The sequence below is a fragment of the Halovenus anhuiensis genome, assembly GCF_037080055.1.
Taxonomy (GTDB): Archaea; Halobacteriota; Halobacteria; order Halobacteriales; family Haloarculaceae; genus Halovenus.
The window spans coordinates 167218-181379 of sequence record NZ_JBAOJI010000007.1 but is presented as its reverse complement, the minus strand read 5'-3'; the positions used below and the strand labels follow the sequence as shown (position 1 = coordinate 181379).

At 62.1% G+C, this 14162-nt stretch carries 13 protein-coding genes and 1 tRNA gene; 5 read left to right on the top strand and 9 right to left on the bottom strand.

What is annotated here, in order from left to right; genetic code table 11:
- Positions 1-17 precede the first annotated feature (17 nt).
- The 3 genes from V8P86_RS15885 to V8P86_RS15875 all read left to right on the top strand — a co-directional run bounded on the left by V8P86_RS15885 (position 18) and on the right by V8P86_RS15875 (position 1595).
- Positions 18-986, top strand: a complete 969-nt coding sequence (locus V8P86_RS15885; protein ID WP_336328264.1) for a hypothetical protein — start codon at positions 18-20, stop codon at positions 984-986.
- Positions 979-1263, top strand: a complete 285-nt coding sequence (locus V8P86_RS15880) for a sulfurtransferase TusA family protein (protein WP_336328263.1) — start codon at positions 979-981, stop codon at positions 1261-1263. Before V8P86_RS15885 ends, V8P86_RS15880 begins: the two co-directional genes overlap by 8 nt.
- Before the next feature lie 125 nt (positions 1264-1388).
- Positions 1389-1595, top strand: a complete 207-nt coding sequence (locus V8P86_RS15875) for a DUF7964 domain-containing protein (protein WP_336328262.1) — start codon at positions 1389-1391, stop codon at positions 1593-1595.
- A 462-nt stretch (positions 1596-2057) separates the two neighbouring features.
- Here V8P86_RS15875 and V8P86_RS15870 read toward each other — a convergent pair.
- Positions 2058-2128, bottom strand: a tRNA-Gly gene (locus V8P86_RS15870).
- Positions 2129-2261: 133 nt separating this feature from the next.
- Complete coding sequence (locus V8P86_RS15865) at positions 2262-3737, bottom strand: aldehyde dehydrogenase family protein (RefSeq protein ID WP_336328261.1); 1476 nt, start codon at positions 3735-3737, stop codon at positions 2262-2264.
- Between the two features lie 180 nt (positions 3738-3917).
- Here V8P86_RS15865 and V8P86_RS15860 point away from each other — a divergent pair, with 180 nt between their 5' ends.
- A complete protein-coding gene (locus tag V8P86_RS15860; RefSeq protein ID WP_336328260.1) occupies positions 3918-5186 on the top strand; it encodes a YncE family protein in 1269 nt (422 codons plus the stop codon).
- 13 nt (positions 5187-5199) lie between these two features.
- Here the strand turns inward: V8P86_RS15860 and V8P86_RS15855 are convergent, their stop codons facing one another.
- On the bottom strand, positions 5200-6720 hold the full coding sequence (locus V8P86_RS15855; protein WP_336328259.1) for a glutamate-cysteine ligase family protein: 1521 nt from the start codon (positions 6718-6720) through the stop codon (positions 5200-5202).
- A complete protein-coding gene (gene aglF, locus V8P86_RS15850) occupies positions 6721-7500 on the bottom strand; it encodes a UTP--glucose-1-phosphate uridylyltransferase AglF (RefSeq protein WP_336328258.1) in 780 nt (259 codons plus the stop codon).
- Positions 7501-7617: 117 nt separating this feature from the next.
- Between aglF and V8P86_RS15845 the strand changes: the two genes are divergently transcribed.
- The gene (locus tag V8P86_RS15845) at positions 7618-8199 is read left to right on the top strand and encodes a response regulator (protein ID WP_336328257.1); all 582 of its coding nucleotides are present in this window, start codon (positions 7618-7620) and stop codon (positions 8197-8199) included.
- Between the two features lie 18 nt (positions 8200-8217).
- On the opposite strand, the gene V8P86_RS15840 is transcribed toward V8P86_RS15845, so the two are convergent.
- The 5 genes from V8P86_RS15840 to V8P86_RS15820 all read right to left on the bottom strand — a co-directional run bounded on the left by V8P86_RS15840 (position 8218) and on the right by V8P86_RS15820 (position 13877).
- Positions 8218-9750, bottom strand: a complete 1533-nt coding sequence (locus tag V8P86_RS15840) for a bacterio-opsin activator domain-containing protein (protein WP_336328256.1) — start codon at positions 9748-9750, stop codon at positions 8218-8220.
- Positions 9751-9753: 3 nt separating this feature from the next.
- Positions 9754-10722, bottom strand: coding sequence for a sensor histidine kinase (locus V8P86_RS15835; protein WP_336328255.1), 969 nt, complete (start codon positions 10720-10722; stop codon positions 9754-9756).
- Positions 10723-10819: 97 nt separating this feature from the next.
- A complete protein-coding gene (locus V8P86_RS15830) occupies positions 10820-11188 on the bottom strand; it encodes an ArsR/SmtB family transcription factor (RefSeq protein WP_336328254.1) in 369 nt (122 codons plus the stop codon).
- 112 nt (positions 11189-11300) lie between these two features.
- Positions 11301-12443 carry an AI-2E family transporter gene (locus tag V8P86_RS15825; protein ID WP_336328253.1) on the bottom strand — a complete coding sequence of 381 codons (1143 nt, stop codon included), beginning with the start codon at positions 12441-12443 and terminating at the stop codon, positions 11301-11303.
- Positions 12444-12707: 264 nt separating this feature from the next.
- On the bottom strand, positions 12708-13877 hold the full coding sequence (locus V8P86_RS15820) for a CaiB/BaiF CoA transferase family protein (protein ID WP_336328252.1): 1170 nt from the start codon (positions 13875-13877) through the stop codon (positions 12708-12710).
- Between the last annotated feature and the right edge of the window lie 285 nt (positions 13878-14162).

Genomic DNA, 14162 nt, shown 5'->3' with positions numbered 1-14162 from the left:
GAGAAACAGAGGACGAGATGGCACAGCCTCGGCACGAACCCATCGAACAACCCTCCGAGGCGCTATTCGACAGGTACACCCTCCCGAAGGTCGCGCTGGCGATCATTCTGCTCGCCTCGCTGCTCGGCACAGCACTCACGCTCGGACTCAGCGGCTTCGGATCGCTGCTGACCGTGCTGGCGAAGTGGGGATATCTCGTCACGCTGGGGGTGCTCGTCGGCGGCCTCGGCTGGAAACACGGCTTCGTTCGGCCCCAAGACCTCGACGAGGGAACGGAATCGTACTGCGGGCGGATGTATGACCGGTTCGGTTCGATTCTCCTGTTCGCGACGGGAGTGCTCGCTCTCACCGGCGTCGGGGTCCTCGCGCGGTACTGGCTTGCCGTCCCCGGTACGGTCGTTCCGGCGACGGTGACGGCGCTGTTCACCGCGCTGGTGTTCGCTCTCGGCGCGTCGCTGGTCGGGTCTTCTTCGATCGACGAGCAGTTTCGCAGTCCGCGTGGGCTGGCTGCGTTCGGCCTCGCTGTGGCCGTCCTGAGCGCGACGGCCGTCGCGGAGGTCGCCCTCAGCCGCGGGACGGCCGGAGAGGCGGCGGTCCGAACACTTCACCTGCTGGCGTTCGCCTTCTGGATCGGCGGCGCAGTCTGGAACATCTTCGTCGCCGTCCCGACCGGACAGGAGTCGCCGACGGTGCCGGTCGTCCGTGCGGCGGGCCAACAGCTCGAACGGTTCCGCTGGGCCGTCCGACTCATCTTTCCGACGATTCTCCTGACGGGGCTCTATCAGGCCTACGCGCTGTTCGGCTGGAATCTCCAGGTCTATCTCCAGTCGGTTTTCGGGCTGGCTATCGTCGGAAAGCTCGGACTGGTCGCCACTCTCTTCGTGATCTTCAAGCTCTGCCCGATGTGGCGGGCCTGCTCTCCCATCGAGGGCGTCTGTGATCTGGAGGAACTCGGCGGCTCACAGGAGGTGAGCGACGATGACTGAGACGGAGGTGTCGTCGGAACTCCCGGATATCGAACCGGACCTCTCGGTCGACAACCGCGGGACCGGCTGTGCGAACGGTATCGCGCGCGTCCAGCGAGCGCTCGAAGACCTCGACGACGGCGACGTACTGGAGATTTTGAGCACCGACAAGCGAGCGAAGCGGGAGTATCCGCAGTTGGCAGAGCAGACAGCTCACGAACTGCTGGGCATCGACTCCGAACGGAAGAAGCTCATCCGGACTGAGTACACGACCTATCTCAGAGTTCGGGAGGAGTGAGGTCTTCGAGCGAGAGTCTGCCGGAAGTGATGACTCGGCTCGACAGCAGACAGTTCGGTACCGCGGGAATGCAAGATATTCGAGGATCAGAAAAGAACATAACTCAGCGACACACGGGTGTATCTATGGCATTGAGTGATGTGCTCCCGGACCGACCCCTGACCTCCGAGGAAGTCGAGGAATTACAAGACAGTGATGCGTTCGAGGAGGTTACGACGCCGGAGACGCCGGGACCGATGACCGAGAGAGTCACAATTACGAAAGACGGAACCGAGCACATGTTGCATTTCAACCAGGCGAACGGCTGGCATAGCCACGAGCACGATCACTGAGTGATTGCCAAGTTGTTTCCGTCGAAACAGCAGGCACGGACGACAGCCACCGCAGGACAGTCGTGACCGATACAGAGAGTGATCGCTCACTGCGTAGCATCGGAAGAAGGTACACCGTGCGGGCTGGGACTCGCTGATTCGGCTCCAATACCAGCATCCGCGCGAGTGCAACGAGCGCGGTTCACTCAGCGTGAGCGGTGCGAGGTCGAACGGAGTGAGACCTCGGAAGCGAACGGCGAAGCCGTGAGCAGCGAACGCTGAGGTAGTTTTTCCCCAAGTTTTTCTGACTGAGCGAGTTGCGGGCGTCGCCCGCAACTGCATGACGTGGCGGCGAAGCCGCCACGCGGTTCCCGCAGGTCACCGAAGGTGACCGAGGAAACCCGAAGTGGTTCGAGAGAGCGAAGCTCTCTCGTCATCACGAAAGACGCTTCGCGTCTTTCGAACGAGAGGAAAAAGTGGTAGTGCGCTGGCCGAGATTTGAACTCGGGTTAGGACCGTGGCAGGGTCCTGTGATACCACTACACCACCAGCGCTCACTTCGTTCACGCTGAGCCTCGCAGACGTGTCGTCTGCTCACCACCAGCGCGCTCGTTGTCTGCATTGTATTGTACACCGGGAAACCAATAAAAGGCTTCCGAATTACTCAAACTGCCCGCGGTCGCCCGACTACAGCAGGTCGTACTCGCGGTCCTCGTGCTGGACGGAGATCCACTTCGGCTCGACGAGTTTGTCGACGACCCACTCGCCGTTGTACCGGCCCAGGCCGGAGCTTTTCATCCCGCCAAAGGGCGCGTTCGGCTCGTCCTGAATCGGATGATCGTTGACGTGGACCATCCCGGCATCGATCTGGGAAGCCAGTTCGTAGCCGCGCTGTTCGTCGTTGCAGTTGACCGCGGCCGCGAGGCCGTATTCGGTGTCGTTGGCGACCTCGATACCCTCTTCGTCCGAGGAAATCGGGATGACCGGCGCGACGGGGCCGAAGTGCTCGTTGCACGCCGCAGCCATGTCGTTTTCCGCGTCCGAGAGCACCGTCGGCTGGAAGAACAACTCGTCGGCCTCGCCGCCGGTTTCGAGTGTTGCGCCCTGCTCGACGGTCTCCTCGACGTATTCGAGCAGATCGTCGCGCTGGGTCTCGTTGATGATCGGCCCGAAGTCGGTATCGGGGTCCATCGGATCGCCGACCGTCAGCGACTCTGCATAGTCGACCAGATGGTCGACGTACTCGTCGTAGACCTCCTCGTGGACGAGATGGCGATTGATCGAGATGCAGACCTGGCCTTGGTGGGTGAAGGAGCCGACCGCACCGATCTTGGCGGCCTGCTCGACATCGACATCCTCGGTGACGAGGAAGGGGCCGTTCCCGCCGAGTTCCAGCGTCGGCATCGTGAGGTTCTCACCAGCCTGGCCGGCGACGGACTTGCCGACGCCCGTCGAGCCAGTGAACGCGAGCACGCGCGGGACCGGGTGACCCGCGACGCGGTCACCGATCTCCGAGCCACGGCCCGTCACGACGTTGACGACACCGTCGGGGAGGCCGGCTTCGTCGGCGATTTTGGCGAGCATCAGCCCGCCGATGATCGGCGTGTCTGTCGCCGGTTTGATGACGACAGTGTTGCCCAGCGCGAGGGCGGGAGCGAGCGCACGCGTCGTGAGGTGGAGGGGATAGTTCCACGGCGAGATGATGCTGACCACGCCGACTGGCTCCTGGACGATATGGTGGGTCTTGTCGCTGTGGAAGACCGAGTCCCGTTCTTCCTTTGCGGGCGGCTCGACGTCGATTGCCGACTCGAAATCGGAAAGAGAGATGCCGACCTCACCCTGCGCTTTCCCCTGCGCACTTCCTGATTCTTTCGCAAGGAGTTCGACGACCTCGGCGAATTTCTGTTGCATGAGGTCGCGCATCTCCTCGACGTATTCCAGTCGCTCCTCGCGGTCGAGTGCCGCCCAGTCGTCCTGTGCGCGGTCGGCGGCCTCGTAAGCCTCGTCGACATCGTCGACGGTCGCCGCCGGTACTTCTGCGAAGGACTCACGTGTCGCGGGGTTCTCGACGGGGATCGTCTCACCGCCGGTCGCCTCGCGCCACTGTCCGTCGATATAGAGTGAATCCCACTGCGCGTCAGGTTGAACTTCTTGAGGTGCCATCTCCTCTATATCGGGTCTGCACACGCAAAGGCCTTCCACCTTCCATCGAAAGGCGTTAAAGAGAGAACCAATCGAGGGCACAGGTGTAATCGGATCGGCTCTCGCGTTCACACATCGGTTATGCGGAGCCGGTACAGAGCAGCCCACATCTTAGTAGGACGCCACCGAACCCACACACGAATGGACGACCCCATTTATCCGAACGCCTCGGACAGCGATGTACCCCGGCCGGCGATTTCCCGACGGACGATCCTCGCCGGGTCGGCCGCGGCGGGAACAGCAGCGACAGCGGGCTGTCTCGGTGACGGTGGGACCAACAGTGACGAAACAGATCCCGAGCAAGCCGTCGTCGACAGATCGACAGTCTACGTCTTCAACACCGGCGACGGAACGGTGAGCGTGATCGACAGCGAGACAGACTCGGTCGTCGGGACACGATCCATCGGGCTGACTTCCTCCTTCCCCTCGAATCAGTTCACCCCACAGCTGATCGAAGAGCCGTCGGATTCCCTCTGGCTCAACGTCGACGACGGCGTGCGGGCTGTCGACGTCGGCTCCTTCGAGCAACAGGGTCACGTCGAAACCGGCTCGGGAGCGAACTGGCAGGAGCAGACCCCCGACGGGGAGTATATCGTCGTCAGCGCGCGCGAACCCGCCCACCGACAGCTTCGACTCGACGCCGACCGCGACTCGGAATCCTTCGGTGAGATTACCGCAGAACTCGACCGCTCCTCCGAGGGTGGTCGCGGCGATAACGACGGTCCCGGCCCCTGCGACGTGACGATCCACCCCGACGGCGAGTACGCGTACGTCCCCGATCTGTTCGGCGACACGCTCACCGTGATCGACATCGAGGCCTTCGAGGTCGTCCGGCAGGTCGCTGTCGAGAGCGGCGACGGTTCCGCGGTCGAGCCGTGGATGGGGACGGTCTCGTGGGACGGCTCGACGCTGTTAGTCGAGAACAACGGCGGCGACGGCGGCAGCGAGAGTCTCTGGGACGTGAGCGATCCGGCTGATCCCGTCGAGATGGCTCGGATTGCTCCCGCAGACGGGTTGGGCCGGGGACCACTCACGAGCGAAATCGGTCCGAACTCGGAGTACGGCTACGTCTTCACCCGCGAGACGGCAGACGTGACCGTGATCGATCTGGCGACCGGCGAGGTCGACGATCGACTGGATCTCGGCGGCCGCGCGTTCGTCGGGTCGTGGAACGTCGCTCGGTCAAAACTGTACGTCCCCGTCCAGACGGACGACGAAGTCGCGGTGATCGACAGCGAGCGTCGGGAGATTGTCGACCGACTCGATGTCGGGGCGGAGCCGTACGGAGCGACGGCCGCGCCGGTACGTCGCGAGAGTAACGGCGAGACAGCGGCGAGTATCGAGCAAATCGCTGGCGAGTACGAGACGACCTACTGTCTGGGCCAGTGCGCCTGCGGTCACGAACTCTGAACAAAAAGACGACTCAGATCCACTCGGCGAAGGAGTCAGTGTCGCGGCTCCGCTGGATGTACTCCCGCTGCATCGTCGTGATCGCCGTCGAGAGGTCGTCGCCGGCCTGCAGTCTGTCACGAACTCGTTCGCGTTTCCAGACGCTCGGCGTCGTTCGGGTCTCGAAGCGCTGTTCGAGCGGTCGGAGACGCGACTCGATTCGCTGGTCGCTGACGCCGGCCGCGTCGAGTCCCGCACGCGCAATCTCGAACACCTCGTCGAAGATCAACGCTTGATCGGTGGTCTGCTCACCGGCCGCTGTGAGCCAGTGCAGTTCGCCCGCCAGTCCATCCCGGACGGCGTTGTAGAAACTCTCGCGGGCGAGCTCCCACGGCAGGTCCGCGAGGGGGTGGTCCGTCTCGACGAGGCCGCGGATCAGTCCGACCGTGAGCCACTGCATCGAGACGACATCGTTCGTGGTGGGCTGCGTCGGAATCGGGCGGTACTCGATCCGCAGTGAGCGCTCGTCGCCGTCGCCGACCGGATCGCCGCCGACGACACAGCGGAGCCACCGCCAATAGGTCGACCGCTTGTAGTCGAACTCCCAGTTCTCGTCGGCGAACGACTCCCGAGGTTCGTCGGCCATCCACTCACGGAGAAACGGGGCGAAGAGGTCGTCTTCGACGACGCGGTCGACCGTCTCCTCGGCGCTGTCGATATCTGCGGGAACGCGGACTTTCGGCGACGGCGTCGCGTTCATCGACTGCTCGAAGGCCGCGATGCGGAGTTCGTGGTGGGTCTCGTCGACGAGTCCCTCCGGATCCGAAACGTCGGTGTACAGATCCGGCGGGAGAAACGGCGAGTTCGTCGACAGCGCGAGCACGGGACCGAGAGTTCGGATCGCCGCGTTGTAGTACGCCGGAAACTCCTCGGCGCGGGGGATCTGGAGATGTGGCTGGATCGACGTGGCCAGTGACTCGAACAGAATCGACGGGAAGGTCCGGTCGACTCCCGGGACATCGAACTCGATTGCGCCGTCACAGAGCCGGAGCGTCTCGTTGTCCAGCGCAGTGTACCGTGGATCAGCCCGCATGTTGGTCGCGAAGACAACTCCCTCTCGATCCTCGGTCGTCCCGAGATAGGCTTCGCTCCCTGTTTCGGGCGGGACAGTCCACATCGCATCGCTGACGAGCCGATAGTCTTCGGTCGCCGCGGCATCGTCGGCAGCACCGAACTGTGCGCTGATCCGGTCGGCCTGTGCGCCGAGTCCCGCGTCGTCGAAGGTGTCGGGGTCAGTGTTGATCTCGGCGTTGTGAACGCCCAGTTCCTTGGTCGCACCGGCGGCGTAAGTGTCGTCGGGCACGTCGGCGAGTCGACCATCGGCGTCGACGCAGTAGACCTCCATCTCCAGTCCGACAGCGAAGTCGGGATTGTCGAGCGTGCCAGCACGGATCGCCTCACGGAGTCGGTCGGCCTGCTGGTTGACCCGAGTCATGAACTGCTCGGCCGTCTCCGCCGAGAGCGAGCGTTCGACTAACTCGGTCGTCTCGCTCATTCAACTCTCCGTCGGGTCTTCGTCGGTGTCAGCCGTCTCGTCTGTGGCGTTTTCGGCCCCGTCGTCGGCCCCCTCGGTCAGTCGGCGCTCGGCCTCGTCACGGTCTTCGGGATACCCGACATCGATACGCCAGCCGTCCATCCGGATTGCGTCGATGGTCCGGCCGGACTGGATGAGCAGATCGATCGCCTCGCTGATCTCGTACTCGCCGCGGGCGGACGGCTGAACCAGATGACAGGCGTGGAAAATCTCCGGACTGAAGGTGTAGAAGCCGGTCATGACGAGATTCGACGGTGGATCCTCGGGCTTTTCGATCACGTTGACGATTTCGCCGTACTTGTTGGTATCACAGACGCCGTACCTGCTGGCCTCCTCGTAGGGCACCTCTTCGACGAGGAAGGCGGCGTCGGCCCGCTGTTCTTGCTGGCGGTTGACCACATCTTCGAGGTTTGCCCGGAAGATGTTGTCCCCGAGCATCAGCACGAAGTCTTCGTCGATGTACTCCTCGACGGTGAGCAGCGCGTGCGCGAGGCCGTTCTGATCGCGCTGGTGAGCGTAGGTGATCGGCGTCCCCTCGAACTCGTCGCCGTAGTGTTCGATGATGATCTCCTTTTTGTAGCCAACGACGACGAGCAGTTCGTCGACACCGAGATCGATCAACTGCTCGAAACAGTGGGTAAGCAGCGGCTTGTCGGCCACCTCGACCATCCCTTTGGGTTTTTCATCGGTCAATGGCCGAAGTCGGGTCCCCTTTCCGGCCGCGAGCACGACAGCTTTCATACCAGATGTGACTGGGTGCCAACTAAAACACTTTGTGGATGGTCGGATCGAAAACCCTGAGCCGATAATGGCAGGGATTATATCAATGGCTATCGAATCCATATCCGAGAACGTTTCATGAGCGAAACAGCGGAAGAGGACCTCCCGGTTGCGCTGCTGGTCGACGACGAGAAAGAGGTCGCCGATGCCTACGCCCTCCGACTCCGTGGCCTCTGTGACATCGAGACTGTCTACGACGGACAGACTGCGCTCGACCACATCGAGACGGGCGAGATCGATATTCTCCTGCTCGACCGCCACATGCCGGGAATGTCGGGCGACGAGGTGCTCGACCGCCTCACGGAAGCCGGGTTCTCTGGCCGCGTCATCATGGTAACGGCAATCGACCCCGGCTTCGACGTGCTCGACATGCCCTTCGACGACTATCTCTGTAAACCGGTCGACCGCGAGGACATCCGCGACGCCGTCGCCCAGCAATGTGAGATTCTTGGCTACGAGACCCTCGGCGAGTACTTCAGCGCCGCGTCGAAACGCAGCGTCATCGAAACGGAACTGCCCGAGGAGAAACGGACCGAACACGACGACTACCAGACCGTCGTCGAACGGACCGAGCAACTCCGCGACCGAGCGACCAGGCTACTCGACGACGCCGAACAGCTATTCGATACCTTCGAGGGTATCGAAAGAGAAGGGCGGTAAGAGACGCAATAAAGGTGCTTACTCCCGGTCTGTCGTCTCGAAAAACTCGGCGAGGAGTTTCTTTTGGCCGGCACGGAGGTGATGGAGAAGCGTGGGTCCGGTAATATCGAGCGTGTCTGCGACCTCTTCGGCGGTTGAACCGCGCGGTGACTCGAAATAATCCGCGAAGAAGGCTGTCCGGAGCGCCGTCTCCTGTTTGTCGGTCAGTCGGTCGCTCAGATCGTCACGGAACTCCTGTGGAGTCGTCAGTTCACGCTCGCGGCGGCGTTTGGCGACCACCTGCCCGTCGTACTCGTGGGTAACGGCGTCGGCGACGCGACGAACGTCTGTTTCGGGGGAGAGTTCGACAGTGCATCTCCCGCGACCGTCTTCGTACTCCGCGTGTGAGACGGTCACTCCTTGTGCAGCGAGTGTGCCGAGCGGCGTTTCGGGTGTGAGATCGACCTCCAGCGAGCCGCCGGTCTCGGTGGCGCTGATGACCCGACTCTCTCTGGCTTCGGGGGCATCGGCGAGTTGATCTGCGACGGGTTCGGGCTCGCTGTCTTCGACGATCAGATAGCAGTAGAGATCACCGCCCTGCCCGACGAGTCCGTCGAGGACGAGCCGGCTGCCCGTCGCCGTCGCCACCGAAACCAGGGGAGCGTCGCTGTCGATGAATTCGATCGTGAGTTCGACGACCGTATCCGACTGGATGAGGTTACGCTGGCGGCTGGCGTTGATCGCAAAGCCCGCCATTTCGCCGACAGTCTCGAAACTGGCCCGCTCTCGCTGTGAGAAGGCCTCCTGATTCGCGGCGTAGATCCCGACGACACCGTAGACGTTCGAGCCGTAGGTGAGCGGAATCGCGAGCAGCGACTGGAGCCCGTCGGCGAAGGCCGCCCGACGGATCGGTTCCGGAACCGACTCGTCCTCGCCGAGGGGCTGGACAATCTCCGGCGTCGCCGTCTCGATCGCCTGCTGTTCGGGCAGCGGCGTTCCGGTATCGAGTATCTCTTCGATCGCTTCTAGCGTCCGGCCGGGCGTTCCAGAGGATGCCTGCACCTGAATCTCCTCGCCGCCGAGTTCGCGTTCACCGACCCACGCGAACTCGTAAAGATCCGTCTCGCCCAGGCGCTCACAGATCGTCGCGGCGATTTCCTCCCGAGAAGAGGCATCGACAAGCGTACCGAGTATATCCGAGATCAGCCCGTTTGTAACCGTCAGACGGTCGATATCTCCCCGAAGCTGCTCGATTCGCTGGCGGTCGTGGTAACGGTCGGTCACGTCCTGGAGATAGATCGTGACTTCGTCTTCCGCGGGGACGACCGTGATATCGAACCAGCGGTCGAGTTCCGGATAGTACTCCTCGACCTCGCGTGATTCCGGCTCCGAACGCTCGAAAACCGCGGGGACAGTGTTCTCGACGGATTGGGGGAAGACATCGTCGAGATGGCACTCACGCGGTTGCTCCTGATCGAGCAAGCGTTTCGCGCTCCGATTCGCGCCGGTTACGACGCCGTCAGTGGTCGTTTCGAGAATCCCGATCGGTGCTGCGTCGTATCGGTCCTTCATAACTCACTCGGGGTCGAGCCCCGTAATCTCGAAGCGTGCGCCGCCTGACGCCGAGTCGGTGACACGGATCGACCAGCCGTGCAGGTTGACGATCCGGGCGACGATAGCCAGCCCCAACCCAGTGCCGTGGTCGTCGGAGGTGAATCCGGGCTCGAAGACCCGCTCACGGTTCTCCGGCGGGATACCGACGCCATCGTCGGCGACGTACAGTCCATCGGAGAGGCGGCCGACAGTGATCGTGATCTCGTGGTCCCCTTCGGGTCCTGGGGGGCCGTGTTCGACCGCATTCCGGAAGAGGTTCTCGAACAGTCGGGTCACCCGATCCCGGTCTGCAATCGCGGTCGGCAACTCCTCGGCGACATCGAGTGTCGCGTCGTTCGTCTCGACGGTCTGCCAAGCCGTCTTGAGGACCGCATCGAGATCGACCTGTTCTTCGGGGTTGACGACATCCTCACCGCGAGCGAGTGTCAGCACATCCTGAATGATTCGTTCCATCCGGTCGTGTGCTTGCTCGACGTGATCGAAATGTTCCTCGGAATCGAGTTCACGACCAGCGCGCAGGCGGGCGCGGGCGACATCGAGTGGATTGCGGAGATCGTGGCTGATGACGCTCGCGACCCGATCGACGCCGACGTTCTGCTGGTCGCCCTCGTCACAGACCGTGTTGAAGACGAGATGCCCCGGCTGGTCGTCGGCCGGCGGGATAATCCGGACGAGATATCGGTGTTCCCCATCGGCCTCCGGATATCGAACCCAGACCCGCTCGCCGTCCTCGAAAGACGGCCGGTCCCCGACGACGGGTAGCTCCTCACCGAACAGGTCCGCGAGTGAGTCCCCGACTGAAAGATCAGCGAGATCCGCAAATTCACCGTTGCGTGCTCGAAGAACCGCACGGCCGTCCTCGAAGCCGTAGCTACAGGCGGGGTCAGGATACCGCTCGATCGGTAGTGTCGACGATTCGTCTACTGTCATAGTCGGGTGAACCAGTCCCACGCTCTGAAACCGTCGCTCATATTCATCCCATCCATTCAGACTGATATCCAATCATAGCGTCTAGGCATATAGATATTTACCGATCATCCTCAGTCTGATGAATCGTCGTCTCGATTCCGTCGGGACCGAAGCGGCAGGTCGCGCCCTCGAACGTGGTTTGGAACCGTTCGCGGTGGTGGCCGTCAGGGTCGAAGACCGTCTGCGATGCGACCAGTCCCGCCTCTTCGAGGCGGTCGAGTCGGCGGTAGACAGTCGCCTTCGAGAAGCCCGTCTCGTCGACGATTTCCCGCCCCGACCGGGGCGTCTGTGCGATTGCTTCGAGTACGGCTCTCGCGTACTCGTCACCGAGCAGCGAGAGCAACTCCTCGGGATCGGTCGATTCTCGCGCCGGCGGCTGTTCTGCTGGAGAATATCGCTCGTTGGGCGTGGATGCAGTCTGTGCCATCTGTGTATACTCCAACGAATGCCTCCCGACCCCCTGGAGGTACATGCTAGCTATACAGACCCCGGTCGCCGATGGTGTCTAGTAGTACAGACAGCCGAACGAAACTACTCGTTCAATCCGTCGATTCGTCCACACACGTGTCACCGTCGTCAGGGGTCGAGCCGTCGCGGTACTCCTCGAGAGTCCGTTGCACGTCGGGACGCTCACCGGATAGCGCGTAGGGGAGCAGAATCGTCACCGCGTTTGTCGTGGCGACGAGCACGATTGGGGCGAGAAAGAGTCCATAAAAGCCGAACACCGTTGGACCGACGATGTACGCGACCAACAGGAGTCCGGTGTGTGTCTTGTCCGCACTCACCTGTGCCCGGACGATGATATCGGGGACGAAGTCGACGAAAAGCGCGCTGACCACGGCGAGGACCGCAATCGGACCGAGGAGTTCGAGTTGGCCCATCAGCCAGGCTCTGGTCGAGAGACCGAGACACAGCGGGATGTAGATGATTTTGATCCCGATGACCGGGATGAGACTCGCCATCCCCGCGAGCGCGGCCAGCAGTGCCGGGAACGGGACCGCGGCCCCCGCCGGCGCAAAGAAGTTGTAGGAGTAGAAGGTGATCAGCGAGATGGTCGCCGTGATGAAGATGTTCACGATGTTCCCGAACAGAGTCACCGAGAGTTCAGCATCAACGGCTTGTACATAGCTTCGGACGATACCCGTGTCGTCGTACGTCTCGAAAAACCACTCGGCGAGTCGGGGGCCGTCGACGAGGAGGTAGTAGGTTCCCGTGATGATCAGCAAGGCCTGAACGAAGATACTGCCGGCCAGACTCGCGACATCGAGAAACTGTCCAGCGGCCGACGTGAGATTTGCCACGCTCTCTCTGACCATCTCTTCCAGAGAGACTTGATCGAGTTCGGTGACGTTCAGTTCTGCAGCTAGCCCGTCGAAGCTCTGTCCGATGATCCCCCGTTCGAGCAGCAGTTCCCTGAGTTGGCTGACGATGACGGCGATAGTGTAGCCGAGAAGGGCCGCAAAGGGTAACCCAAAGAGGATTATCGAGAGTCCAGCGCGGACTCGGCGGCCGAGGTCGAACCGATCGAGAAACCGGAAGATCGGTCGAACCGCATAATAGAGGAAGATCGTAAAGACAAGAACGGCCAAAAATACGACTGTGACGTACGCAATGAGTAGAAACAGTCCAGCCACTCCCGCACCGATCAGCGAGCGCCGGAGCGCGTCCCTGTCGTCCATCATTAAATCGGGGTACAGACGGTTGTGGTTTTATTCTATTGGTTCGGCCGGTCGGAACAAATCTGAGATTCAGTATAAATTTTGTGGTGTGTTTCTGAGCAAGAAAGCCGTCGTCGGCGGTTATGTGTGCGCCGACCGAATCAGATGCTGGCGGCATCTGACTGCCGCCCCCGCCCCACCCAGTCGAAAGCGGCTCCCCGCCGCTTTCCCGTTTCCGTACCGACCGCCACTGCCGTTCCCCGCTCTGTCTTCGAGTTAGGTCGACGGCTACTCGCGCACAATCGTCCCCGCATCGGCGAGGCTGTCGAGGTCCTCGTCGTCGTAGCCGGCCGCACGGAGAACTTCGGCCGTGTGTTCGCCCTGTCCGGGCACCGGTCGGCCTCGATCTGTCGGCACATCTGATCCCTGTGCAGGGAATCCAATCCGGGGACGACGCTCGTCCCAGATCAGATCGCGGGATGCGATCTGCTCATCTTCGATGGCCTCGGAGAGCGTGTACACCGGTTCGACAGAGGCCTCGACGCCGTCGAGGTGTTCGAGCCACTCCTCGCGAGTTCTGGCCGAAAAGATATCGGTCAGTTCAGCACGAAGCGCCTCGCGCTCGGCGTCGTCGTCGGTCATATGTGCACCGATGAGATCCTCGCGGTCGATGGCTTCACAGAACGCCCGATAGAACTGCGGTTCCAGCGCCGCGAAAGTGACGTACTCGCCATCGGCAGTCTCGTAGACATCGTACCACGGATAGCCGCCGTTGAGTTCGCCCTCGCCCGGTGGAGGCTGTTCGCCCTCGAAAACAGGCTGGACGACTGCCTGCGAGAACGAAAGCACCACGTCGGTCATCGACACGTCGATGTACTCCCCGCCACCCGAGCCGAGTTCACGCGAGAGCAGCGCCGAGACGATGCTAAACGCGGCGAACAGCCCCCCAGCCATATCGGCGACGGTGTAGCCCGGAATCTGCGGACGGGAATCTTTGTCCTCCCGGACGAGATCGAGCATGCCCGCGCGACCGACGTAGTTCAGATCGTGACCCACGCGGTCAGCCAGCGGCCCACCCTGTCCGTAGCCAGTCAGCGAACAGTAGACGAGGTCCTCGTTGACCGCCCGGAGCCGCTCGTAATCGACGCCGAGTCGGTCGACGACTTCGGGGCGGAAGGTTTCCAGAACCACGTCGGCATCCTCGGCGAGTCGGTAGAGCACCTCCTGACCGTCCTCGGATTTGAGATCCAGCGCGACGCCTTTCTTGCCGCGGTTGACCGCATCGAAGACGGCACCGACCCCCTCGTCGGTGTACGGCGGCATGGCACGAGCGTAATCGCCCGATCCCGTGTCCTCGATTTTGATTACCTCGGCACCGGCGTCGGCGAGCAGTTGCGTGGCGTACGGCCCTGGAAGCAGTCGGCTCAGATCCAGCACGCGAACCGAGTCGAGTTGCATACCGCTACCCACGGGGAGGTGCGTGTTAAAATCCCGCGCCAGCTGTCGCTACGCGATCCGTACAGATCGACAGATCAGCGGGAACTATCGGCCGTCTTCACGGACGTACTGCAACGCCTCGGCGTACTCGACCGGATCGATCCGTCCCTCCGCCTCTTCGAGTCGTTCACGCAGTCGGTCTGGCGTCATGGCTATGTGAGTATACATCATGATTAATCATAATAGTTTCGCCTAGCTGACTCGAACCCATCCGGCAGGACAGCGAATCATATATATCAGGGGGGA